Source organism: Streptomyces shenzhenensis, from assembly GCF_021462265.1.
Classification (GTDB): domain Bacteria; phylum Actinomycetota; class Actinomycetes; order Streptomycetales; family Streptomycetaceae; genus Streptomyces; species Streptomyces shenzhenensis.
In genome coordinates, this window is sequence record NZ_JAJONF010000035.1 from 60,280 (window position 1) to 84,156 (window position 23,877).

The window sequence follows — 23,877 nt, forward strand, 5'->3', positions numbered from 1 at the left end:
AATGCGGGGGTGACGCACCCCTCCCCCCACCGCAACTCCCCCGCCGAAGAACGCCGTACGGTGGTCGTCGTGGGCGCCGGGCCCGCCGGACTGACCGTCGGGAACATCCTGCGGGCCGCCGGCGTGGACTGCGTGGTCCTGGAGACCGAGAGCAGGCAGTTCGTCGAGACCCGGCCACGGGCGGGGGTCATCGAGGAATGGGCGGTGCGCGGGCTCCGGGAGCGCGGTCTGGGTGAGAACCTGGCGGCCCGGGCGGAGCCGCACAGCGTGTGCGAGTTCCGGTTCGCCGGTGAGCGGTTCCGGTTCGACTACCACGAACTGACGGGACGTCACCACTACGTCTACCCGCAACCGTTGCTGGTGACCGACCTGCTGCGGGAGTACGCCGACGTGCGCGGCGGGGACATCAGGTTCGAGGTGCGGGACGTCATGCTGCACGACCTGGAGACCGACCGGCCCGCCGTATCGTATCTCGACCCGAGGACCGGGCAACGGCACGTTCTGCGCTGCGAGTTCGTCGCGGGCTGCGACGGGGCGCGCGGGGTGACCCGGGACGCGATACCGGACGGGCGGGTGCGGGTCGCCCGGCGGGACTACGGCGTGGCGTGGCTGGCCCTGCTCGCCGAGGCACCGCCGTCCTCGGACTGTGTGGTCTTCGGCGTCCATCCGGACGGTTTCGCCGGGCACATGGCGCGCAGCCCCGAGGTCACCCGCTACTACCTGCAGTGCCCGCCGGGCGACGATCCGGAGAACTGGTCGCACGACCGGGTCTGGGACGAGTTGCGCGAGCGGCTCGGCGCGGCCGGGGCGCCGCCGCTCACCGAGGGGCGGCTGATCGAGAAGCGCGTGCTGGACATGCACGACTACGTGGTCGAACCGATGGTGTACGGCCGCCTCTTCCTGGCCGGGGACGCCGGGCACCTGACCGCGCCGATCGCCGCCAAGGGCATGAACCTCGCCCTGCACGACGCCTTCCTGCTGGGCGACGCGATCACCGCGCACGCCACGGAGGGCGACGACGCCGGCCTGGAGGGCTACTCCCACGCCTGCCTGCGCCGGGTCTGGGACTACCAGGAGTTCTCACAGTTCCTGTCGGGCATCTACCACGGCACGGCCTCCGGCGATCCGTTCCTCGCGGGCACCACGCTGGCCCGGCTGCGCAGGCTGTTCACCTCGCGCGCGGCGGCGACGGCCTTCGCCGAGCAGTACCTCGGTACGGCCGCCGCCTTCTGAACACCGCGCGGGGACGGCCGCGGGGGTTCCGGCGCGGGTCGTGGGCACTCAGCCGTCTGCCGCGGTGGCGGTCTCGGACAGCCTGTGGTCCGCCACCTTCAGCGCCTCGTCGACCAGGCGCCGCAGATGACCGTGGCGCAGCGAGTACACCACCCGGCGCCCCTCCTTGCGCGTGCCCACCAGCCCCGCGAGCCGCAGCCGGGCCAGATGCTGGCTGACGGCGGGCCGCGCGGCCCCGCACACCTCGGTGAGCGTGCTGACGTCGGCCTCCCCCGCCGTCAGCGCGTGCAGCAGGGTGAGCCGGGTGCGGTCGCCGAGCAGGGCGAGGACCTCGGCCGCGAGCACGAACTGCTCCTCGCCGGGGGTGCGCGGATGCGCATGATGCGCAGGTGATAGGTGCATGCGTGCGCTCATACGCACATAATGGCGTCATGGGCGCCCGATGTCCATGTCCGCGCCCAGCGCACCGGAGAGGGGAGCCGCATGAGCGACCGGCACCACCACGAACACGCATCCGCGGACGACCGTCACCTGCACGGGCACGCATCCGCGGACGACCATCACCTGCACGGGCACGCATCCGCGGACGACCATCACCTTCGCGGGCACACCCCGCCCCTCGACCGGCACGGCAAGCCCACCGACGGCCCTGGGCCCGACCGCGACCACAGCCATGAACATGGGCACGGCCACGGACACGGCCCTGAGCCCGACCACGACAAGGAACACGGCCACGGCCAGGACCACGAGCACAGCCACCACCAGCACGACCCCGGCCACCCGTCCGGTCACGCGCACGGCCACGGCCACCCCTCCGGTCACGCGCACTCCGCATCCGCCGGTCTCCGCCACCGCCTCACGCACCTCCTCACCCCCCACTCTCACGAGACGGCCGACAAGCTCGACCCCGCGCTGGAGTCCTCGGCGCGGGGCATGCGGGCGCTCTGGGTCTCGCTGGCCGTGCTCGGCGCGACGGCGCTCGTGCAGGCGGTCGTGGTGGTCCTGTCCGGTTCCGTCGCGCTGCTCGGGGACACGGTGCACAACGCGGCGGACGCGCTGACCGCCGTACCGCTGGGCATCGCCTTCGTGCTCGGGCGTCGCGCGGCGAACCGCCGCTTCACCTACGGCTACGGGCGGGCCGAAGACCTCGCGGGCATCGCGATCGTGCTGACGATCACCGCGTCGGCCGTCTTCGCCGCCTGGACCGCGGTCGACCGGCTGCTGGATCCGCGCCCCGTCTCGCACCTCCTGGCGGTCGCGGTGGCCGCGCTGGCCGGGTTCGCGGGGAACGAGTGGGTGGCCCGGTACCGGATCCGGGTGGGCCGGGAGATCGGCTCGGCCGCGCTGGTGGCCGACGGGCTGCACGCCCGTACCGACGGATTCACCTCGCTGGCCGTGCTGCTGGGGGCCGGCGGCTCGGCGCTCGGCTGGCAACTCGCCGACCCGCTGGTGGGGTTGGCGATCACCGCCGCGATCACGCTGGTGCTGCGGGACGCGGCGCGCGAGGTGTTCCGCCGGGTGATGGACGCCGTGGACCCGGAGTTGACGGACCGGGCCGAACAGGCGCTGCGCGAGGTGCCGGGGGTGCGTGCGGTGGGCGAGCTGCGGCTGCGGTGGATCGGGCACCGGCTGCGGGCCGAGGTGGCGGTCGTGGTCGACGGCGAGGCGACCGTGCGACAGGCCCACGGGATCGCCGTGGCGGCGGAACACGCGCTGCTGCACGCCGTGCCGCGGCTGACGGCGGCCCTGGTGCACGCGGATCCGGCGCCGGCTCCGGGCCAGGCGGACCCGCATCTGGCGCTGGCGCACCACGCCCACGCGCCGTCCTAGCCGCCGAGCCCCTCCAGCACCACCGCGCCCGGCAGCTCGGCGAACGCCTTTCCGGGGACCAGGAGTTTGCCGCGCCGGCGGCCGCTGCCGACCAGGACGTAGGGCAGGTCGACCACGGCGGAGTCCACCAACAGCGGCCAGTCGCGCGGGAGTCCGATCGGGGTGATGCCGCCGTACTCCATGCCGGTCGCGCCGGTCGCGGTGTCCATCGAGGCGAAGGACGCCTTGCGGGCGCCGAGTTGGCGGCGCACCAGGCCGTTGACGTCGACCTTGGCCGTGGACAGCGCCAGACAGGCCGCCAGGGTGGTCTCGCCGCCGCGCCGTCCCGCCACCACCACGCAGTTGGCCGACCGCTCCAGCAGGTCCTGCCCGTAGTGCTCGACGAAGACCGCGGTGTCCGCCCACCGCGGGTCGGTCTCGACGTAGACGATCCGGTCGGCGGGTACGGCGCCGGTCCAGTGGCGTACGACGTCGGCGACCGGCGCGGTCAGCTCGTCGAGGCAGTCGGGGGCGGGGACAGCGGTGTCGAAGTCTCCGATGGGTGCGCGCATGTCCGCACGCTAACAGCCCGGCCCGCGGGGACCGGGGCTCAGGACACGGGCGGCACGGAGACCGTCATCACCATCTTCATCGGCACGTCCCCGGTGTTGCCGTAGACGTGGGCCGTGTCGGCCTCGAAGGAGGCGCTGGCGCCCGTCGGCACGCGGTACTCGGTGCCGTCGACGGTGAGGGTCAGCTCGCCGGCGGTGACGTGGACGATCTCCACCGTGCCGGCGGGGTGGGGCTCCGACGGGCTGCTCTCCCCCGGCATCAGATACCAGTCCCACATCTCCAGCGGGCCGGGCGCCTCGGTACCGGCGAGGAGCCGGTTGAAGCTGCCGGCCGCGGTGTGCCACAGCCGTACCGCCTTGTCGGCGGGGACGATCTGGACCTTCGGGCCCTGCTCGTAGTCGAGCAGGGTGGTGATGCTGATGCCGAGCGCGTCACCGATCTTGACGACCGTGCCGATGCTCGGGTTGGTGCGGGCCTGCTCGATCTGGATCAGCATGCCGCGGCTCACCCCCGCCCGCGCCGCGAGCACGTCCAGAGTGAACCCGCGCACCGCCCGCCAGTGCTTGACGTTGCGGGCCAGGGACTGGGTCAGCAGGTCGAGGTCCGACACGTTCCGTCCATCATGGCAGGCGTTGAAAGCATTGCGGTCCAATATTTTGAATGACGAAGTTCATCTCGCTGAACTACGGTGGGATGCACCTGATCGTTCACCGAACTGTACTGCGAGGCGGGCCGTGACAGCATTCTTCGCCCTGACCACCAGTCTCCTGTGGGGACTGGCCGACTTCGGCGGCGGGCTGCTCACGCGACGCGCCCCGGCGCTCACGGTGGTTGTCGTGTCGCAGGGCCTGGCGGCGGCGGTCCTGGGCGTGATCGTGGTCGCCACCGGTGGGTGGAGCGAGGCCGGACCGCGGCTGTGGTTCGCCGTCGCGGCGGGACTGGTCGGACCGGTCGCGCTGTTCGCCTTCTACGAGGCCCTCGCCCTCGGCCCGATGGGAGTGGTCTCCCCGCTGGCCACGCTGAGCGTCGCCGTGCCGGTCGGGGTCGGGCTCTTTCTCGGTGAGCGGCCGGGGCTGCTGCAGATCGCGGGCATCGCGGTCGCCGTCACCGGGGTCGTCCTGGCCGGCGGCCCGCAGTTGCGCGGCGCGCCCGTGCAGCGCCGGACGATCCTGCTCACCCTGGTCTCGGCGGCCGGCTTCGGCACGGTGTTCGCGCTGATCACCGAGGCGTCCACCACGGTCACCGGCCTCTTCCTGGCCCTCTTCGTACAGCGGCTGACCAGCGTCGTGACGGGCGGCGCGGCCCTGTGGCTGTCCGCGCGCCGGGGCACGCCCGCGCTGCCGGAGGGCGGTTTCGCCTGGTCCACGCTCCCGGCGCTGGGCGCTGTCGGTCTCGCCGACGTCGCGGCCAACGGCACGTACTCGGTCGCCGCCCAGCACGGTCCGGTCACCGTCGCCGCGGTGCTCGCCTCGCTCTACCCGGTGGTCACCGCGGTCGCGGCCCGCGGCTTCCTCAGCGAACGGCTGCGCGCGGTCCAGGCGGCGGGCGCCGGGCTGGCGCTGGTGGGGACCCTGCTGCTGGCCACCGGCTGAGCCGACGGCCGGCGGCTCGGCCACCGGCCGCTCAGCTCTCGGCCTCCAGTGCGGCGAGCCGCGCCACGTCCTGCTCGTCCAACTCCGCCAGCGCGCGCAACTGCTCCGGCGTGGTGCCCTCGGGTATCGGCACCGGCGGGGGCGTGCGCAGCGGCGGCTGCCAGCCGGTCTCGGGCGTCCAGCGGCGTACGACCCGGGCGGGCGCGCCGGCCACCACGGCATGGTCGGGCACCGTGCCCCGGACCACCGCGCCGGCGGCCACCACCACGTTCCGGCCGATCCGCGCGCCCGGCAGGATCACCGCGCCGGTGCCGATCCAGCAGCCGGGCCCGATCTCCACGGACTCCATGCGGGGCCACTGTCTGCCGATGGGCTCGTGCGGGTCGTCGTAGGAGTGGTTGGTGGAGGTGACGTAGACGTACGGGCCGAAGTAGCAGTCGCTGCCGATGGTGACCGTCGTGTCGGCGATGACGTGGCTGCCGCGGCCGAGGACCACGCCGTCGCCGATGCGCAGGATCGGGTCGGGGCCGAGGTCGAGGTCGGGCATCAGGCCCGCGGTGAGGGTGACCTGTTCGCCGACGATGCAGTGCGAGCCGAGGTGGATCCACGGTTCGCCGAAGACCGTGCCGAGCGGGAAGGCGAGGCGGGTGGCCTCGCCGAGGGCGCCGAACCGGAAGCGGCCGGGGTGGTCGGCCGTGACGGATCCCGTGCGCTGCACCCAGGCCCAGGCCGCGTGCACTGCGCGTTGGGCGAGGCGGTGACGCCAGGACGAGAACGTGTTCTTGGGCTTCGGCACGCAGTCACGCTACTCAGCGGGCGCCGGCGGGAAGAGAGCGGGCTGCTGTGATCTGCGCCCCAACCGGTGGCGTAGGTTTCCGGGGAATCGACGACGACGGGAGACGGTGATGACTCACAAGGCGCTGGTCGTGGGGATCGGGGGGCGCGAACCGAAGGTCGGGGCCGACGTGTTCGTGGCGCCGACGGCCTCGGTGATCGGGGACGTGACGCTGCAGGCCGGGGCGAGCGTCTGGTACGGCGCGGTGGTGCGGGGGGACGTGGAGCGGATCGTCGTGGGGGCGCGGGCGAACGTCCAGGACAATGTGACATTGCACGCGGATCCCGGGTTCCCGGTGAGTATCGGGGAGCGCGTGTCCATCGGGCACAACGCGGTGGTGCACGGGGCGACCGTGGAGGACGACTGCCTGATCGGGATGGGGGCGACCGTGCTGAACGGGGCCGTGATCGGGGCGGGGTCGCTGGTGGCCGCGCAGGCGTTGGTGCCGCAGGGGATGGTGGTGCCGCCGGGGTCGCTGGTGGCGGGGGTGCCCGCGAAGGTGCGGCGCGAGCTCAGCCAGGAGGAGCGGGAGGGCGTGACCCTGAACGGGACCTTGTACGCGGAGTTGGCGAAGGCGCATCGCGAGGTGCATGAGTAGGTGCAGTGGCGGGTGCGGGTGCGTGGGGGCTTGTCGCGCCCACGCGGCGGAGCCGACATCGATACAGCCCCGCACCCCCGAAAGAGCATTCAGTCGCCGGCACTGACAGGCTCGGGCTCCTTCGGCTGCGCCTGCTTCGCCTTCCGCCTCACGATCAGCATCGACGCCAGGCCGAAGAGGACCGCCGCCGCCAGGCCCACGTACGAGAACCTCTTCAGCCAGTCCTCCGCCACGATGCCGACGTAGTAGACGACCGCGGTGGTACCGCCCGCCCAGCAGATGCCGCCCAGGAGGTTGGCGGTCAGGAACTTCCAGTACGGCATGTGCAGGACACCGGCCAGCGGGCCCGCGAAGATGCGCAGGAGGGCGATGAAGCGGCCGACGAAGACCGCCCACATGCCCCATTTCTCGAAGGAGCGCTCGGCGGTGGCGACGTGCCCCTCGCTGAAGTGTCTCGGGAACTTCCCGCCCAGCCAGGCGAGCAGCGGGCGGCCGCCCTTGCGGCCGATCGCGTAGCCGATGGAGTCGCCGATCACCGCGCCGGCCGTCGCGCAGGCGCCGAGGACGAACGGGTTGACGCCCGAGTGCTGGGAGGAGAGCAGCGCGGCGGAGACCAGGACGATCTCGCCCGGCAGCGGGATGCCCAGGCTCTCCAGCCCGATGACCAGCGCCACCACGGCGTAGACGGCGACCGCCGGTACCGAGTCGAGCCATTCCTGGACGTGCACCGCTGGAACCTCCCCTGTCGCGTGCCCTTCCCCAGGAAGGCTACCGGGTCGGCCGGGTACCGCATCGTCCGTGGCACCGGACCGCCCTCCTGCCTTAGGTTTTCGGACATCCGGGTGTCATTCGGGACGGGAAGGCTCCCGGGCGGCCCCGCTCGCCCGCGGCTCCTCACCACGGGCCCCCTGTGGAAGGACAACGTCCCCGTGTCCTCACTGCCGTCACTGCCGTCACTGTCCTCGCCGTCCTCGCCGTCCTTGCAGCCCTCGCTCCGCTCCGGCACGCCCGTGTCTCCGCTGCCGGCACCCTCGCGGGCGGGCCGGCCGCTCCGGCTCGCCCTGTGCCTGTCCCCGCTGCTCGTCGCCGCGGTCTGGGGGCTGGCCAACCAGTCACTGCTGTACGAGGGCGTCACCCGGCTCGCCCGCGCCGAACCGGGGTGGCTGCTGGCCGGCGGCGCCTGCACCTGCCTGACCTGGGTGGTGGCCTCCTGCATGCGGCAGGGCGCCGTGCCCGACCGGCTGCCGCCGGGACTGCTGCTGGCCTCGCAGTTCGCCGCCGGGGCCGCCAACCACGCGCTGCCCGCCGGGCTCGGCGCGCACGCCGTCACCGTACGTTTCCTGCGCACCCGGGGCGTCCCCCTGGAGCGGGCCACCGCCTCGATCGCGCTGTACTCGGTGGCCAGGTCGGGTGCCAAGACGGTCGTGCTGATCGGGTTCCTGCTGTCCTCGTCCGCGTGGCGGCGGCTGGGCGAGCTGGTACCGGACGGCGTCGTCCTGATCCCGGTCGCCGCCGCCCTCGCCCTGGCGGGCGTGGCGATGGCCGTCGTACGACCGCTGCGCCGGCCCGTGACGGGGCTGGTGCGCTGTGCGCTCACCGATGCCCGGACGGTGCACGCGCGGCCCTCCCGGGTGCTGGCCCTGTGGGGCGGGGCCACCGCGATGCCGCTGGTGCAGGCGAGTGTGCTGGCCTGCGCCGGGGAGGCGCTCGGGCTCGGGCTGCCGTGGGCGGACGTGACCCTCGCCTATCTGGCGGCGGGCACCGCCGGGGGTGCCGTGCCGGTGCCCGGCGGGGTCGCGGTGGACGCGGCGCTGGTGTTGACGCTGGCCGCGTTCGGCGCCCCGCTGGCGGTGGCCACCGCGACCGTGCTCGGCTACCGCGTGCTGACCGACTGGGTTCCGCTGCTGCCGGGCGCCCTGGTGCTGTCGGCGCTGATCCGCGCGAAGGCGCTGTGAGGCGTCCCCGGAGTCGTCAGTCGCGGCGGGCGACTATGCGGTAGGCGTTGGCGAGGCGCAGGCGCTGCGAGAGCGGCCGCACGGCGAAGCGGTCCAGGAGGGTGCCGGCGATCAGAGCCGGGATCCCCGCGAGGAGCAGGGCGGCGCGGAGCGCCTTCTGGAGGGCGCCCGGCGGGTGGGGAAGCCAGGGGGCGTCCTCGTGCGGGGCGGTGTGGTCCAGGGCGAGCCAGACGGCGGCCAGCAGGTCGACGGGGTCGTGGGCCTCCGCGTGCTCTTCGGCGACGACCGTGAAGCCCAGCCCGGTGAGCCGTTCGCGCAGGTTGGCGACCGGGATGAAGTGCAGGTGCTGCGGCTGCAGCCAGGGCAGCCACCAGCGGCCGAGGAGCCGGGCGTAGCGGCTCTCGGGGTCGGGGACCTCGATGAGGAGGTGGCCGCCGGGGCGTACCGTCTCGTGGGCGGCGCGCAGTTCGCGGTCGGGGTCGGTGCTGTGCTCCAGGTAGTGGAACATGCTGACGACGTCGTAGCGGGCGGCGAGTTCGGGGGCCAGGTCCGGGAGGGCGCCCCGGTAGGCGCGCTCCACCCGGCCCTCGCGGGCGGCTAGTTCGACGCCGTCGGTGAAGTCGAGGCCGTCGAAGGCGGTGCCCGGCAGCACCTCGCGGGCCGCCTCGCAGAAGTGGCCGTGTCCGGTGCCGACGTCGAGCCAGTTCTTGGGGGTGGGGTCGTGCGGGACCATGGACCGGGCGCGGCCCTGGTACATCCTGGTCCGGCCGCCGAAGGTGCCGCTCATCTTCTGCTCGCCGAGGCCGTCGTAGAAGTCGCGGTAGTAGAACTCCAGGCCCGTGTCGTTGAGGCGCGGGTTCTGGAAGGTGTGTCCGCAGTCGCCGCAGCGGTCGAGGACGAAGGCGCCGGGCTTGTGCTGGAGCAGGTCGGTGGTGCGCAGCCGGGTGGTCAGCCGGCCGGAGTGGCACCAGGGGCAGGTGGTGCGCGGGGGTTCGAAGAAGCGGTCGGTGCCTTCGGCGAGGTCCCGCTGGTAGGCGGAGCGCAACGCCTCGATCTCACTCTGCTTGCTCATCGGCTCTCCTTGCGTGCGGGTCGGCTGCGAGGCGTTCCAGGTGGGTCGCGGCGGCCGGCGCGCCGCCTGCCGCGCGGAACGCGGTGCGGATCCTGGCCGCCGCGGCGCGCGGGCCGGGTTCGTACAGGACGGTGTCGAGGGCGTCGCCCAGCCGGGAGGCGGTGACCCGGCCGAACCTGACCCGGACGCCCGCCCCGGCGTCGACGACCTGCCCGGCGATCACCGGCTGGTCGTCGCGGATGGGAGCGACGACCAGCGGGACGCCGTGCCACAGGGCCTCGCACACGGTGTTGTGCCCGGCGTGGCAGACCACCGCGTCGACCCTTTCCAGGAGCGGGAGCTGGGGCAGCGAGGGCAGGATCAGGAGGTCCTTGTCGTCGGCCGCCGGGGGCAGCGTGGCGCCGGGGTCGGCCACCAGCGCCTGTACCCGGTGGGCCCGTTCGCGTACGGCGGCCACGCACTCGGCGAGGAACCGCCCGCCCACGTCCGCGTTGGCGGTGCCGAGGGAGACGAGGACCCGCTCCCGGCTCGGGTCCAGCCACTCCCAGGGGAAGCCGTCGGCGACCGGTCGCTCGGAGATCGACGGGCCCACGTAGCGGACCGCCGGCCGGTCGGTGGGGCCCGCCAGTTCGGGTGTGGTGAAGGCGAGGGTGAGCCGGGGCGAGAAGCGCGGGTCGGCGGTGGCCGCCGGGTCGCCGATGCGCTCCCGCAGCTCGGCCAGCCGGTCCCGGAGCCACTCGGCGACCTTGGGGATGCCGTCGTAGGCACCGCCGAACTCGGCCGAGGTGGTGGCGGAGGTCGCCCAGGGCAGGCCGAGCCGCTCGGCCACCAGGGCCCCGGCGAAGGCCTGCTGGTCGGCGACCACCACATCGGGGCGGAAGTCCTCGACGGCCGCCCGCACACCGGGCGCCATGGCGTCCGCCAGGGGCACCAGGAACCACTCCCAGAGGAACTTCAGCGCCTCCGCGCCCCGCAGGTCCGCGGGCCGCTCCCCCTCCGCGGTCCCGGCGCACCGGAACACCCGTGCCTGCCCTCCCGCGAGCCGGCGCACCAGCTCGGCGTCCGCGCAGACCCAGGCCACCCGGTGCCCGCGCGCGGCGAGCTCGGCCGCGACACCGACGGCCGGGTTGATGTGCCCGACCAGGGGCGGCACGACGAACAGGAAGCCGCTCACCGGACCCCGGCCGCCCGCGCCCCGCTGACCGAGTGGATCAGCTCCAGGATGTGTCCGCCGACCGTGCCGGCCGCCTCGACCAGCACGGAGTGCTCGTGGCCGGGCAGCACCACCGACCGGTAGTCCGCCAGCAGGGTCTCCTTCAGCGGGACCACCTCGACCATGTCGGAGTCACCGCCGTACACCCCGAGGACCGGGCAGCGTACGACGCTGATCTGGTCCTCGGTCAGGACACGGCTCGCCGGGATGTCCCGGCCGAGGCTGGTCTCGCGGACCAGCCGGGCCGCGCCCCTGGCCAGCCGGGCGGTGTTGCGGCCGTGGTTGGCGGTGACCCAGGCGATCGCCTCCGGCTCGTTGCGGGCGAGTTCGGTGACGACCCGGTGCAGGATGCCGCCGAGTTTCGCGGCCCAGGCGGCGGTCGCCGGCTCGGACTCGATCAGGCTCAGGCTGGCGGTGCGCTCCGGGTGGCGGGCCGCGTAGCCGAAGGCGATGGTGCCGCCGTAGGAGTTGCCGACGAGGTGGACCGGGCCGGTGATCGCCAGCCGGTCGAGCAGGGCCTCCAGGTCGTCGATGTTGTGGTCGAGGGTGTAGCCGCCGGCCGGACGGCCGCTGCGGCCGTGACCGCGCAGGTCGTACATGACCACGTCGAGCCCGGAGGCGGCGAACGCGGGTGCCACGGTGAAGTAGTAGCTGGCCAGGCTGTCGGTGAGCAGCCCGTGCACCAGGACCACGGTGGCGAGGGGGGTACGGCCCTCCGCCGGGCCCATTCGCTGTACGTGCAGCCGGATGTCCCCGGTGTCGACGATCGCCATGGCTCAGCCCGCCTCCGTGGCCTTCAGGCTCCACACCACGTACTCGACGAGCCGTCCGACGGTCAGCTCGATGATCTCGTCGAACTCCATCCCGGCCAGGAACTCGGCGAAGTTGACCCGCTTGCCGTACCGCTCCTCCAGGAGCCCGGCCAGGGTGACCAGGTCGATGCTCTCCAGTTCTAGGTCGCGGTTGAAGGTGGTGCTCATGCCGATCTCGGCGTCGTCGTCGCCGTACTCCTCCAGGAGGGTGCGCAGCATCCGCGCCAGGTCGGCGAGGACCGCCTCCTCGTCGGCGCGGACTTCGGGCTCGGTGGGGTTCATCGCGGGTCCTCCTCGGGGTCTGCGGCTGCCGGTCCGGTCGTCCAGGCCACGACGTAGTCGCGGTCCGGCAGTGCGGGGGGATTGCGGACCGGCGCGCAGTGCACCGGGTAGGCGCGTTCCAGCCGGCCCGAGACCAGCAGCCGGCTGCCGTCCGGGGCCGCCTCCAGGACGGTGAAGTCCCGTGGCCGGCCGTCGAATCCGGTGCCCTCGGCCTTGGCGACGGCTTCCTTGGCGGCCCAGAACCGGGTGAACCAGAGGTCCGTTGAGCCGCCCGCGCCGCCCGCGCCGGCTGCGGACAGGGTGTGCAACAGCCGGAGTTCGTCCGCGCCGAGCGCGGCCCGCAGAGCCGCCGGGTCGCGTTCGGCGACCTCTTCGAGGTCGATGCCCGGCCCGGGTCCGGGGGTGTGCGGGCGTACGATCGCCACCGCCGCCTCGGCCCGGTGGGCGAGGGAGACGTCCAGCTCGGGCAGCGTGCGGCCGTGCACGCCGACCACGTAGGGACGGCCCGACGCGTCGTTCGCGACCCGGAGTTCGGCCGGGAAGACCGGCCCCTCGCCGTGCTGCCAGAGCCACTGCCGTACCGCGTCCTTGGCCGCGATCCGGCCCAGCAGCCACTGCCGGCGGCCGCGCGGTGGCCGCTCGGCGTACTGCGAACGCTCGGCGCCACCGAGGGAGTTGCGCATGATCAGCTCGCGGGAGGCCAGGTCCGGCCAGCGTTCGTGGAGCAGCGCCCAGCCGCCGGGCTGCGTCTGGGAGAGGGTGTTGCGCTCTGGGAAGCGCTCGACGGGCCGGGTGTGCGGGTCGTTGTCGAAGCGACGGTCCTGCCAGCCGTCGATCCGGGCCCACGCCCGGCCGCCGACGGTGAGCTCCACATCCGCTTCCAGGACGGTGTCGGTGAGCGAGGTGATCCGCACCAGGCAGCCGACCTCGGTGCCGGGGGCGGGATGCGGGCCGTGGAAGCACGCGCGGCGCATCTGCACCGGGAAGACGACGGTCCGCTCGGTGCGGGTCGCCATGATCCAGTAGCCGAGGATCTGGCCGACGTTGTCGAGCAGCGCGCCCGGGGCGGCGGGCGCGGTGATCACCCCGCGCACGTGCCGGTCGCCGATCGCGGTGAGTTCGGTGACGCCCTGGAACGCCGGGCCGTGGAACATCCAGCGTTCGGTGTACAGCTCGGCCGCGGTGTGGTCGGGGGTCCGCTCGGGGGCCGGGGGGCGGGTGGGGCCGACGGGCGGCGGGGAGTGTTCGGGGGCGACTTCCACGACCGCGCGGGCGGTGGGGCCGAAGGTGACCGAGACCCGTCCGGGCCCGTCGGGGGTGACGGTCACCGGCACGTCGACGGGGGGCGTGGCGGTGAGCCAGCGGTCGAAGCGGGCTCCGTGCACGGCCACCGCCCGCAGCCCGGTGGCGTCCTCGGCCGCGTCCATCATGTGCTGGACGATCGTGGTGGCGGGGACCACCGGCCAGCGGTCCTCGGTGTCGGGCCAGCCGGGGCGTTGCGGGAAGAAGCAGTGGTCGAGGAGGTGGGGCATCGCCTCGGGGGACACCCGGAGGGTGGTGGTGCGGGAGGTGGGCGGCGGTGCCGTGCGGGCGGGGGCGCGGTCCGCGGTGCGCTGGGGTGCGGTGGGGCGAGGGGCCGCGTGGCGGGGCAGGGCACGGGCGGTGGCGGGGGCCGTGGTGCCGGACGGGGTGCGGATCGCGGTGAGCACGGCCGCTGCGGTGTCGGCCGTCTCCCGCAGCAGCGCGTCGAGTTCGGCGGCGGCCGGGATGCGGGTGGCGAGGTCGTCCAGCGGGGACGGCCCGGCGGATGTCCGTCCGCTGCCCAGCGCCGTGCGGAGTCCGGCCAGTTCCGGGCCGTCCAGGGAGACCAGCGCGCCGCCCAGGTCGAGCCGGACGGGCGGCCGCTGCCGAGTGGACGTGGCCGGGTTGCTCGTCCCCGGGACCGCCGGTGCGACGGTGGCGCCCGCGGTCCACAACGCGGTGGCCACGCGCCGGAGCTGGGCCAGGCCGGAGCGGTGCGGGGAGTTGGCGGCGACGGCGAGGTGGTCGCGGTCGCCGAGGGTGTCGCCGATCAGGGAGGCGAGCTGGCCGGGGCCCATCTGGACGAAGACGCGGTGCCCCGCGGCGTACAGGCCCTCGACCAGCTGCCGGAACCGGACCGGCTCCAGCAGATGCCGGACGAACAGCTCGCGTACCTCCGTCTCGGCCGCCGGGAAGGGGGCCGCGGTGGTGCCGGACCAGACCGGGACGGCCGGCCGGTGCAGCCGGAAACGCTCGGCGGCCTCCCTGATGGGGGTCAGGTACGGCGCCAGCATCGGGGTGTGGAAACCGGACCGGAACGGCAGCACCTGGCAGAGCACGCCGTCGGCCCGGAAGGCCCGGACGAAGTCCGCCACGGCCCGGTCCGGGCCGCAGATCATCGACTGGTTCGGCGCGTTGTCGTGGGAGAGGACGATCCCGGCGTCCGTCCAGTCCTCGTGGAGTGCGGCGAGGACCCGGTCGGCGGGGGCGCCGACCGCGGCGAAGGCGAGGCCCGGCACGGTGACCGCGTCGGGGTCGAACTCGGCCATGAACGCGTCAACCTGGTCACCCGAGTAGAGCCCGGCGGCCACCATCGCCGTCCACTCGCCGACGCTGTGCCCCGCGACCGCGTCCGGCACCACGCCCATCCGGCGCAGCGCCGAGTCGAGCAGCCGGCCCACGCCGACGACACCGAACCCATGGCGGCCCACGTCCCCGACCCGCACGGCGGCCGGGGCGGGGCCGGTGACGGCGGGGAGGCCGAAGTGCGCGGCGATGTCGTCGACGCGGGGGGTGAACTCGCCTTCCAGACCGGGGAAGACGAAGGCCAGCCTGCCGGTGCTCAGCAGCCCGGCGGGCCGGAACCACACGTCGTTGCGGCCCTGCCAGGCCCGGCCCCTGCCGACCGCGCGCCGGGCCAGGGCCAGCCGTTTGGCGGTGGGGTCGACGATGCCCAGCCGGACCGGGCCGGTCCGCGGATGGGTCCCCGCGGGGTCGAGACCGGCGGCGAGGACCGCGGAGTCGTCGGCGGCGAGGACGGCGGTGAGCCGCTCGGGAGTGTCGGCGGCCAGCAGGAGGATGCGCTCGGGTTCGGTGACCTCCGCACGGCGGGGTGCGGCGGCTTCCGTGCCGCGGGCTGCGACGACTCCCGCGCCGCGGCTGACGGCGGCGGGGCGGTTGCCCGGGGCCTCCTCCAGCACCACGTGCGCGTTGATCCCGCCGAACCCGAAGGCGTTCACCCCGGCCCTGCGCACCGGCTGTCCGCGAACGGTCTCCCAGGGCCGGGCCCGGTCCAGGGTGCGGAAGCGGGTGGCGGCGAGGGCCGGGTGCGGGTCGTCGCAGTGCAGGGTGGGCAGCAGGGTGGCGTGGTGGAGTGCGAGGGCGGCCTTGACCAGTCCCGCGACTCCGGCGGCCGGCATGGTGTGGCCGATCATCGACTTGACCGAGCCCAGTACGGCCCGCTCGGCGCCGCGCCCGTCGGGTCCGCCGGGCCCGAACACCTCGGCCAGGGTGGTGAGTTCGGCGGAGTCACCGGCGGGGGTGGCGGTGCCGTGCGCCTCCAGGAGGCCGACCGAGTGCGGGGCCGTGGGGTCGAGGCCGGCGGCCCGCCAGGCCTGGCGTACGGCATACGTCTGACCGCCGGGGTCGGGGTTGACGAGTCCGGCGGTACGGCCGTCGCTGGCCACGCCGGTGCCGCGGATCACCGCGTAGACGCGGTCGCCGTCGCGTTCGGCGTCGGCGAGGCGCTTGAGGACGACGACTCCGGTGCCCTCGCCGATGAGGATGCCGTCGGCCTCCCGGTGGAAGGGCCGGATGCGCTGGCTCGGGGAGAGCGCGCGCAGCTGGGAGAAGACGCTCCACAGGGTGATGTCGTGGCAGTGGTGCACTCCCCCGGCGAGCATCACGTCGCAGCGGCGGGCGGTGAGTTCGGTGACGGCCTGGTCGACGGCGACCAGGGAGGAGGCGCAGGCCGCGTCCACGGTGTAGGCGGGGCCGCGCAGGTCGAGGCGGTTGGCGATGCGGGAGGCGGCGAGGTTGGGCACCAGGCCGATCGCGGACTCGGGGCTGGCGGGACCGAGCCGGTCGGTGAACGCCTCGCGTACCCGGGCCAGTTGGCCGGGTGTGAGGTCGGGCACCAACTCGCCCAGGGTGCGGACCAGTTGGCCTGCGGTGCGGACCCGTTGGTCGAGCCGGACCAGGCCGGGGGTGAGATAGCCGCCCCGGCCCAGGACCACGCCGACCCGGTGCCGGTCGGGCAGCCGGTCCTCGCCGCCCGCGTCCGCGATGGCGGCGGCGGCCACGTCGAGGGCGATCAGCTGGTCGGGCTCGGTGCCGGGGACCGAGTTCGGCATGATGCCGTACCGGGTGACCTCCACCTCGGCCAGTGCGTCCACGAAGCCGCCGCGCCGGCAGTACACCTGGTCGGGGACGGCGGGCCCGGTGGCCGAGCCGGGCCGGTAGTAGTCCGCGTCCCAGCGCCCGTCCGGCACGTCCGTGATGGCATCCGTGCCGTTCACCAGGTTCTGCCAGTACGCGTCCAGGCCCGCGGCGCCCGGCAGCAGCACCGCCATGCCCACGATCGCGACCGGAATCTGACGGTCGTCGGTCATGTCACCAGCCCGACGCGGTGTAGACGACGGCCCGCACGGACTCCTCGCCCCAGGCGAGCTCGCGCAGCAGGGCGGCGGTGCCCTCGTCGGGGTCGATCAGCTCGACCCCGCGCCGCGCGTACTCCCGCCCCAGCTCCGGGCTGACCATCCCGGTGTGGCCGCCGGTGGGCGCCCACGGCCCCCAGTGCACGGTCAGCGCGCGGTTCCCGGTGCGCTCCGCCCAGTCGGCGCCGAGGCTCTCCAGGGCGTCGTTGGCGGCGGCGTAGTCGGCCTGGCCGCGGTTGCCGAGGACGGCCGAGATGCTGCCGAACAGCACCGCGAAGGCGGGACCGCCCGGCAGTTCCTCGAGGGCGGCGAGCAGGGTGGCCGCGCCGGCCGTCTTCGTCCCGTACACGCGCTGGAAGGACTCCGGGGTCTTCTCGGCAATCAGCCGGTCCTCGATCACCCCGGCCGCGAACACGACCCCGTCCAGGCGGCCGTGGTCGGCGTGGATCTCCTTGACGGCCTGGAGTGCGGCGTCGCGGTCCCGGAAGTCGACGGCGCGGTAGCGCGCCTCGCTGCCGAGGGCGGCGAGTTCGTCCAGGGTGGCGGTGATCTCCCGCCGGGCCAGGATCAGTTCGGCCTCCCGGTTGATCTCGGCCGGCTTCAGGCCGCCCCGGGCGGCGAGGGCGGTGCGGAGTTCGGCCGGGGTGCGGGCGGCCGCGGTGTCCGGGCTCTCCGGGCCGGTGGGCGCGGGCGTGCGGCCGAGCAGTTCGATCCGGCAGCGGCAGGCGGCGGCCAGACCGGCCGCGAACTTCGCGGTGATGCCCCTGGCCCCGCCGACCAGCAGCACCACGGAGTCCCGGTCCAGGCCGAGGGCGGCGGCCTCCGCGGCGCCCGCTCCCGCCGGTCCGGCCCCGGTGCCGCCGAGCGCGCCGGGCGCCGCCTCGACCATGTCCAGGCCCTGCCGTCCGGCGGCCGTGCGCAGCACGACCGGAGCCGGTTCCGGCGCGAGCAGTTCGGCGAGCAGTGCGTCGGCGACCGCGTTCGGGGCGGTGTCCCCGAGGGTCACGACCCGGGCGACGGTGTCCGGGTACTCCCGGGCCACGGTACGGAACAGCCCGTGCAGCCCGGCCGAGCGTGCCGCGTCCGCGCCGTCGGCGGGGCGGACGGCCAGCAGCCAGCGCGGACCGCGCGCGAGGGCCGCGCGCAGCGCCGGGAAGGCGTCCGGCAGGACCGGGGTCTGCGCGGCCCCGGGCAGACCGCCCAGGTAGAGCACCCCGTCCACGGTCCCGTCCGCCGCCCCGAGCAGATGGCCGGCCGGCATGGTCACGGTTTCCGCCCCGCAGGCGGCGAGCCGCGCCGCGATCCGGGCGGCCGCGGGGCCCGCTTCCGCGCCGAGCAGCACGAACCGCCGGCCGGCGAGCAGAGCGGCGGGATCGGCGTCGGGGTCCGGCTCGGCCAGGGCGACGGGCCGCAGGACGAAGCGTTTGGGGGCCACCCCGGCGAGCGGCTCGCCGGCCGCGGGACCCGAGTCCGCGTCGGCACCGCCCCCGCCGGCAGCCTTCGCGGCCGCAGGACCCGGAACCGGCATCACACCGCCACCGCCATGGCCGTCGCCCGGCGTCCCGGTGGCCGCCGGGGCCGGACCGGCACCGCCCGCGTCGACCCGCGCCTTCAGCCACCCCGTCACCGCGGCCGCCGTGCGGGCCTTCGCCAGGTCCTCCAGCTCGGCGTCGTCCAGGGTCTCCGCGCCGCCCGCTATGCCGAGGCGCTTGGCCAGTTCGCCCGCGATCTCGGCCCGCTTGATCGAGTCGATGCTCAGGTCCGCCTCCAGATCGAGGTCGGGCTCGATCATGTCGACGGGGTAGCCGGTGCGCTCGCTGATGATCTCCAGGACGACCCGCTCGACGTCGGCCGCCGCCTCGGGTTCGGCCACCGGGGCGGGCGCGAGGGCGGGCTCCGCCGGCTGCGGCTGGGGGGCGGGCGCTTCGGCGGGCGGCAGTTGCTGCAGCAGCACCGGCGCGGCCGGCACCTGTACCTGGGTCGCCCCGAAGTAGGTGAGCAGCACGTCGCGCTGGGCGGCGACCATCTCCCGGCTGGTGCGCAGGAACTCGGCTATCAGCGCGTCCCGGTCGGCGGGGGCGCCGTGCGGCTGGTCCGTCGTCACAGTCGTCGTCTCCTCGACTCGTCGGGCCGGTGCGAGGGCACCGGGCAGGAGGTCTCCGGCGGCGGTGCGCACGAGCTGTCCGTCGACCGTCCAGCCGGGCCGCTTCGGCGCCGGGGTCCGGACCGCGTCCACGGCGTCCCGGCCGCGCAGCAGCCAGGCGGTGTGTACCGGTACGTCTGCCACGGCCAGCTGGGCCAGGGCGTCGAGCCAGCCGCGCAGTCCGCTGCCGGCGCGCGGTTCGCAGGCCACGGTGGTGTGCGGGCGGTCGCCGAGGATCTGCCCGACGAGCCGGGTGAGGACGGTCCCGGGCCCGGCCTCCACGAAGACGCGGGCCCCGGCCTCGTACATCGCCTCGATCTGGGCGGTGAAGGCGACGGGTGAGCCGATCTGGGCGGCGAGTTCGGCGCGTACGGCGTCGGCGTCCGGCCGGTAGGGGGCCGCCGTGCGGTTGGACCACACCGGGAACTCGGGCGGTCGTACGGCCGTGTCCGCGAGGACCTCCGCGAACCGGTCGCCCGCCCCGGCCACGACCGGGCTGTGGAAGGCGCAGGCGACCGGGATCCGTTTGGCGCCGAGACCGGCCTCGCGCAACAGCCGGACGGTCTCGGTCACGTCGTCGGTCGGGCCGGAGACGACCGTCTGCCGGGGCGAGTTGTGGTTGGCCACGACCACGGTGGCCGGGGCGCCGGCCGTCCGCAGCGCGCGTTCGACGTCGTCCGCTCCGGCGGACACGGCCGCCATGGTGCCGGGTTCGTCGCCCGCGGCGGCCAGGATCGCGGCCGCGCGTTCGGCGCTCAGTTGCAGGAGGGTCTCGGGGCTGAGGGCGCCGGCCGCGCTCAGGGCGACGAGTTCGCCGTAACTGTGGCCGGCGGCCATGTCGGGGCGGACGCCGGCCGCCGTCAGGAAGGCGTGGGAGGCGAGGCCGGTGATGCCGAGGGCGGGCTGGGCGGCCCGGGTGTCGGTGAGGGCGGCCCGGCGGCGCTCGCGGGTGTCCTCGTCGAACGCGGTGGGCGGGTAGAGGGTGTCGGCGTGGGCGCGGCCGAGCTGGAGGTAGTGCTGCAGTTCGGGGAAGGCGATGAGGACGTCGGCGAGCATGCCGGGGCGCTGGCTGCCCTGGCCGGGGAAGAGGAAGGCGACCTTGGCGTCGGCGGCCACGCCCGGCCGCGGGCCGGCGAGGTGGATGCCGGCGGCCGGGTCGTGCTCGCCGGCGAGGACGCGGCGCAGTTGTCCGGTCAGCCCGGCCACGTCGCCGGCGACCACCGCGGCCCGTACCGGTTCGTTCGAGGCGTCCGCGCGGCGGGCGGCGGCGAGCGCCAGGTCGCGCAGCCGCCAGGACCCGGTGCCGGCGGCCCGCAGGATCTCCTCGACGCCCCGGTGGGCGGCCTTCTCGTCCCGGCCCCGGAACACGAACAGCTCGGCGGGCCAGGCGTCCAGTCCCTGTTCCGGTGGCAGCGGGCTGTCGTAGGCGGCGAGCACCACATGGAAGTTGGTGCCGCCGAAGCCGAACGCGCTGACCCCCGCGACCCGTTCGGCGGGCGGGGCGGCCCAGGGCCGGGACTCGGTGTGGAAGGCGAACGGACTGTCCGTCTCCTTCCAGGCCGGGTTGGGGTGGTCGAGGTGCAGGGTGGGCGGCTTGACGCCGGTGTGCAGGGCGAGGGTGGTCTTGATCAGCCCGGCGAGTCCGGCAGCGCACTTGGTGTGCCCGATCTGGGACTTGACCGACCCGAGCGCGCAACCGCCCCGCTCCGCGCCCGCCTCCGTGAACACCTCGCTGAGGATGGTGAGTTCGGTGCGGTCGCCGACGACGGTCCCGGTGCCGTGCGCCTCGACCAGGCCGACCCGGGCCGGGGAGATCCCGGCGTTGCGGTACGCCCGCAGCAGCGCGGCCCGCTGGCCCTCGGGGCGCGGGGCGGTCAGGCCCAGGGAGCGGCCGTCGCTGGACGAGCCCAGGCCCTTGATGACGCCGTAGATCAGGTCACCGTCGCGCTCGGCGTCCGCCAGCCGTTTGAGGACGACGCAGGCCACGCCCTCGCCGAGCGCGATGCCGTCGGCGGAGCCGTCGAAGGCGCGGGAGCGGCCGGTCGGGGAGAGCGCGTGCACGGAGGAGAACAGGACGTAGTCGTTGATGCCGTTGTGCAGATCGGCGCCGCCGCACAGCACGACGTCGCTGGTGCCGGCGGTGAGTTCCTTGCAGGCGACGTCGACGGCGGCCAGCGAGGAGGCGCAGGCCGCGTCCACCGTGTAGTTGGCGCCGCCCAGGTCGAGGCGGTTGGCGATCCGCCCCGAGATGACGTTGGCCAGCATGCCGGGGAAGGAGTCCTCGGTGAGCCGGGGCAGCTGGTCTGCGAGGCCGTCGGGCACCTTGCCGTAGTAGGAGGGCAGTACGGCGCGCAGGGTGGCCGCGTTGGAGAGGTCGCTGCCGGCCTCGGCGCCGAAGACGACGGAGGTGCGCGAGCGGTCGAACTCCCGCCCGCGCGCGCCGTATCCGGCGTGGTCCAGGGCGCGCCGGGCGGCCTCCAGGGCGAGCAGCTGGACGGGCTCGATGTGTCCGAGGGAGGCGGGCGGGATGCCGTAGCTCAGCGGGTCGAAGGGGATCGGCGGCAGGAAGCCGCCCCACTTGGAGGTCGTAGTGCCCTCAGCGTGGTGCACGGCCGGATCCCAGCGCGCCACCGGCACCTCGGTGACCGCGTCGTGTCCGGCGACCACGTTCGCCCAGAAGTCGGCGAGGTCGGGGGCCTCGGGGAACATGCAGGCCATGCCGACGATCGCGATGTCGAGCGGGGCGGGGGCGGTGGGCTCCGTGTGCTCCTCGGGGGCCTCCCGCCGCGCGAGGAAGCCGGCGGCTCCGTCGGTCACGGCGTGGTGCAGGGCGGCCACGGTGGTGGTCGCCGAGCGCAGGACGGCGACCTCTCCGGCCATGAACATCCCGTCGGAGAACTGGCGCTGCTCGTCCACCGGTGTCAGTTCGCCGTCGGCCGTGCGGTCGACGCCCTTGCTGGCGATGCGCAGCCGGCCGACGTTGAGCCGTTCCAGCTCCTCCCACACCCGCCGGTCGGGCACCCCCTGGTCGCGCAGCTCGGCTTCGCGCTCGCGGTAGTCGTAGGTGAAGGGGCTGGGGACACAGCGGGTGGCGTGGCCGGGCGCGGTCTCCAGGAGGGCGGTCGAGGCGGCCGCCCTGACCTGGCGCTGGAAGAGGGGCTGGATCGCGCCCCGGTCCACGGCCTCCTCGGTGAAGAGGTACGCGGTGCCCATGAGCAGGCCCACGGCCGCGCCCCGGGCGGTGAGGGGCGCGGCGAGGGTGGCGGTCATCGCCGCCGAGCGTTCGTCGTGGATGCCGCCCGCGAAGAACACCTCCAGGCCTTCGAGGTCCGGGAAGTCCTCCAGAACGGCGAGCTGGGCCTCCCAGAGCGGGAAGCTCGCGCGCGGGCCGACGTGGCCGCCGCACTCGGAGCCCTCGAACACGAACTTGCGGGCGCCGGCCTCCAGGAACTGCCGCAGCAGCCCCGGCGAGGGCACGTGCAGGAAGGTGCTGATCCCGGCCCGTTCCAGCGCCTCCGCCTGGGCGGGCCGGCCGCCCGCGACGATGGCGTGGCTGGGCCGCAGCTCGCGTACCGCTTCGAGCTGGGCGTTGCGGAGTTCCTCGGGCGCGAAGCCCAGTACGCCGACGCCCCAGGGCCGCCCGTCGAGCGCGGCCTTGGCCTCGGTCAGCATCTCCCGGGTGCGGACGCCGTCGGCGAGGGCCAGCGCCAGGAAGGGCAGTGCCCCGTCGTCGGCGACGGCCGCGGCGAAGGCGGCCCGGTCGCTCACCCGGGTCATCGGGCCCTGGGCGACGGGCAGCCGGGTGCCGAGGGCCCGGCTCATGGCGGAGGTGGCGGGCCGCAGCGCGTCGGCGGCGGCAGCCGGGCCGGCCGGCCGCGGCGCGCCCGCGGCGGCACCGGTACCGCGGATCGCCGCGGTCAGCTCCCGTACGGTCCGCCGTACGTCGCCCCAGCGTTCGGCGAACCGTGCGGCGAGGAAGCCGTCCTGGCCCACCGGGAGCAGTTGGGTGCGCGGGTCCTCGGCGCCGAGCAGCGCGGCGACCGCGGCCGGGTCCTCGGCGGGCGGGTGTACGGCGTCCGGGCCGCGGCGGTGCAGGACCCGGTGCCCGGCCACGACGACCGTCTCGGAGCCGTCGAAGGAGCGCAGGGCGGCCGCCGTCGCCTCGGGCAGCCGGGACTCGGCGAGCAGCGCCAGTTGGCTGTCGAGGACCACCCCGGCCGCGCCGCCGGCCACCGCGGCCGCCGCCGTGTGCGCTCCGATGCCGCCGGCGGCCCAGACCGGCACCTCCAACTCGTCTGCGGCGAGCAGTTGTTGAAGGAGGACGAAGGTGCTGAGCTCGCCGACCCGGCCGCCGCTCTCGGCACCCCGGGCGATCAGCCCGTGGGCACCGGCGGCGACCGCCGCACGGGCTCCGGCCAGGTCGGTCACCTCGGCCAGCACCCGTGTGCGCGGGGCGAGTTCGGCGATGGTCCAGGGTGCGTCGGCGGCCCGGACCACGGTGTCGGGGGCCGGGCCGGGACCGTCCGGGGTGAGAGCGTCCGGGGTGAGAGCGCAGCCGGCGGCGATCCGCACCCCGTAGGGTCCCGGGGCCGCCCGTCTCAGCCGGGCCAGCGCCTCCAGGGTTCTTCGGTCGCCGCGGCCCAGGTCGAGGACGCCGAGTCCACCGGCGGCGCAGACCGCTGTGGCGAGCCTGGCATCGGGTGCTCCGAAAGGGGTGATGCACATGATCAGGTCGACAGCACGCACAGGGGACGTCATGACGCTCCGAATAATCGGGAGGACAGCACGGTGGGGGATGTGTGCGGCGAAAAGCTCGTGGTGAGGCCCCCGGAAACTAGCGAGTTCATTACTCGCGGGTCAACAACGGAGCGTACGCATCGCGCCCGGTAGCATTGATTCGGCCAGCGGGGGGAATTCACCGCAAGAGCCGAAAATCCCGGCAATCCACGTTGACACAGCGGCCGTTCGGCGCCCGGATCCCCGGCGGCACACCGTCACAAGCCCGTCAAAGCGCCCTGGCCATTCACCCGGCACTCACCGCTCCGCAACGCGCCGTGCGACCGCGCCGAGCTCTGTAAATTCGG

16 protein-coding genes are annotated in these 23,877 nt (G+C 74.7%); 5 read left to right on the forward strand and 11 right to left on the reverse strand.

Features of this window, described 5'->3' with window-relative positions; genetic code table 11:
- Positions 1 to 9: 9 nt before the first annotated feature.
- Entirely contained in the window at positions 10 to 1,233 is a 1,224-nt protein-coding gene (locus tag LQ326_RS33820; RefSeq protein ID WP_234542885.1) for a 4-hydroxybenzoate 3-monooxygenase, read from the forward strand.
- 48 nt (positions 1,234 to 1,281) lie between these two features.
- Here LQ326_RS33820 and LQ326_RS33825 read toward each other — a convergent pair whose 3' ends face one another.
- Positions 1,282 to 1,647: an ArsR/SmtB family transcription factor gene (locus LQ326_RS33825; protein WP_234542886.1), complete on the reverse strand. Its 366-nt coding sequence runs from the start codon at positions 1,645 to 1,647 to the stop codon at positions 1,282 to 1,284.
- Between the two features lie 150 nt (positions 1,648 to 1,797).
- Here LQ326_RS33825 and LQ326_RS33830 point away from each other — a divergent pair, with 150 nt between their 5' ends.
- The gene (locus LQ326_RS33830) at positions 1,798 to 3,063 is read left to right on the forward strand and encodes a cation diffusion facilitator family transporter (protein ID WP_234542914.1); all 1,266 of its coding nucleotides are present in this window, start codon (positions 1,798 to 1,800) and stop codon (positions 3,061 to 3,063) included.
- Here the strand turns inward: LQ326_RS33830 and LQ326_RS33835 are convergent.
- Together LQ326_RS33835 and LQ326_RS33840 are read right to left on the reverse strand one after the other, a co-directional pair.
- The gene (locus tag LQ326_RS33835; RefSeq protein ID WP_234542887.1) at positions 3,060 to 3,614 is read right to left on the reverse strand and encodes a YbaK/EbsC family protein; all 555 of its coding nucleotides are present in this window, start codon (positions 3,612 to 3,614) and stop codon (positions 3,060 to 3,062) included. The two genes, LQ326_RS33830 and LQ326_RS33835, sit on opposite strands and share 4 nt — an antisense overlap.
- A gap of 38 nt (positions 3,615 to 3,652) precedes the next feature.
- A complete protein-coding gene (locus tag LQ326_RS33840) occupies positions 3,653 to 4,225 on the reverse strand; it encodes an XRE family transcriptional regulator (RefSeq protein WP_234542888.1) in 573 nt (190 codons plus the stop codon).
- Between the two features lie 124 nt (positions 4,226 to 4,349).
- Between LQ326_RS33840 and LQ326_RS33845 the strand changes: the two genes are divergently transcribed.
- On the forward strand, positions 4,350 to 5,207 hold the full coding sequence (locus LQ326_RS33845; protein ID WP_234542889.1) for a DMT family transporter: 858 nt from the start codon (positions 4,350 to 4,352) through the stop codon (positions 5,205 to 5,207).
- Between the two features lie 31 nt (positions 5,208 to 5,238).
- Here the strand turns inward: LQ326_RS33845 and LQ326_RS33850 are convergent, their stop codons facing one another.
- Positions 5,239 to 6,003 carry an acyltransferase gene (locus LQ326_RS33850; RefSeq protein WP_234542890.1) on the reverse strand — a complete coding sequence of 255 codons (765 nt, stop codon included), beginning with the start codon at positions 6,001 to 6,003 and terminating at the stop codon, positions 5,239 to 5,241.
- A gap of 109 nt (positions 6,004 to 6,112) precedes the next feature.
- On the opposite strand from LQ326_RS33850, the gene LQ326_RS33855 reads away from it, so the two are divergent.
- On the forward strand, positions 6,113 to 6,640 hold the full coding sequence (locus LQ326_RS33855) for a gamma carbonic anhydrase family protein (protein ID WP_234542891.1): 528 nt from the start codon (positions 6,113 to 6,115) through the stop codon (positions 6,638 to 6,640).
- 89 nt (positions 6,641 to 6,729) lie between these two features.
- On the opposite strand, the gene LQ326_RS33860 is transcribed toward LQ326_RS33855, so the two are convergent.
- On the reverse strand, positions 6,730 to 7,368 hold the full coding sequence (locus tag LQ326_RS33860; RefSeq protein ID WP_234542892.1) for a DedA family protein: 639 nt from the start codon (positions 7,366 to 7,368) through the stop codon (positions 6,730 to 6,732).
- Positions 7,369 to 7,569: 201 nt separating this feature from the next.
- Here LQ326_RS33860 and LQ326_RS33865 point away from each other — a divergent pair, with 201 nt between their 5' ends.
- Positions 7,570 to 8,595: a lysylphosphatidylglycerol synthase transmembrane domain-containing protein gene (locus tag LQ326_RS33865; protein WP_372497024.1), complete on the forward strand. Its 1,026-nt coding sequence runs from the start codon at positions 7,570 to 7,572 to the stop codon at positions 8,593 to 8,595.
- A 16-nt stretch (positions 8,596 to 8,611) separates the two neighbouring features.
- On the opposite strand, the gene LQ326_RS33870 is transcribed toward LQ326_RS33865, so the two are convergent.
- From LQ326_RS33870 to LQ326_RS33895, 6 genes are read right to left on the reverse strand one after another with little or no spacing between them, the layout of a single operon-like run.
- On the reverse strand, positions 8,612 to 9,667 hold the full coding sequence (locus LQ326_RS33870) for a class I SAM-dependent methyltransferase (protein WP_234542893.1): 1,056 nt from the start codon (positions 9,665 to 9,667) through the stop codon (positions 8,612 to 8,614).
- Positions 9,651 to 10,841, reverse strand: coding sequence for a glycosyltransferase (locus LQ326_RS33875; protein WP_234542894.1), 1,191 nt, complete (start codon positions 10,839 to 10,841; stop codon positions 9,651 to 9,653). Before LQ326_RS33875 ends, LQ326_RS33870 begins: the two co-directional genes overlap by 17 nt.
- On the reverse strand, positions 10,838 to 11,653 hold the full coding sequence (locus LQ326_RS33880) for an alpha/beta fold hydrolase (RefSeq protein WP_234542895.1): 816 nt from the start codon (positions 11,651 to 11,653) through the stop codon (positions 10,838 to 10,840). The genes LQ326_RS33875 and LQ326_RS33880 overlap by 4 nt, the downstream gene beginning before the upstream one ends.
- A 3-nt stretch (positions 11,654 to 11,656) precedes the next feature.
- A complete protein-coding gene (locus LQ326_RS33885; protein WP_181809046.1) occupies positions 11,657 to 11,974 on the reverse strand; it encodes an acyl carrier protein in 318 nt (105 codons plus the stop codon).
- The gene (locus LQ326_RS33890) at positions 11,971 to 16,605 is read right to left on the reverse strand and encodes a type I polyketide synthase (protein WP_234542896.1); all 4,635 of its coding nucleotides are present in this window, start codon (positions 16,603 to 16,605) and stop codon (positions 11,971 to 11,973) included. Before LQ326_RS33890 ends, LQ326_RS33885 begins: the two co-directional genes overlap by 4 nt.
- A 1-nt stretch (position 16,606) precedes the next feature.
- The gene (locus LQ326_RS33895; RefSeq protein WP_234542897.1) at positions 16,607 to 23,551 is read right to left on the reverse strand and encodes a type I polyketide synthase; all 6,945 of its coding nucleotides are present in this window, start codon (positions 23,549 to 23,551) and stop codon (positions 16,607 to 16,609) included.
- Between the last annotated feature and the right edge of the window lie 326 nt (positions 23,552 to 23,877).

Excerpts from the sequence above, each read along its gene's own strand:
- LQ326_RS33825 (WP_234542886.1), bottom strand. The coding sequence starts at position 1,647 with ATGAGCGCACGCATGCACCTATCACCTGCGCATCATGCGCATCCGCGC.
- LQ326_RS33835 (WP_234542887.1), bottom strand. The coding sequence starts at position 3,614 with ATGCGCGCACCCATCGGAGACTTCGACACCGCTGTCCCCGCCCCCGAC.
- LQ326_RS33855 (WP_234542891.1), top strand. The coding sequence starts at position 6,113 with ATGACTCACAAGGCGCTGGTCGTGGGGATCGGGGGGCGCGAACCGAAG.
- LQ326_RS33870 (WP_234542893.1), bottom strand. The coding sequence starts at position 9,667 with ATGAGCAAGCAGAGTGAGATCGAGGCGTTGCGCTCCGCCTACCAGCGG.
- LQ326_RS33880 (WP_234542895.1), bottom strand. The coding sequence starts at position 11,653 with ATGGCGATCGTCGACACCGGGGACATCCGGCTGCACGTACAGCGAATG.
- LQ326_RS33885 (WP_181809046.1), bottom strand. The coding sequence starts at position 11,974 with ATGAACCCCACCGAGCCCGAAGTCCGCGCCGACGAGGAGGCGGTCCTC.
- LQ326_RS33890 (WP_234542896.1), bottom strand. The coding sequence starts at position 16,605 with ATGACCGACGACCGTCAGATTCCGGTCGCGATCGTGGGCATGGCGGTG.
- LQ326_RS33895 (WP_234542897.1), bottom strand. The coding sequence starts at position 23,551 with ATGACGTCCCCTGTGCGTGCTGTCGACCTGATCATGTGCATCACCCCT.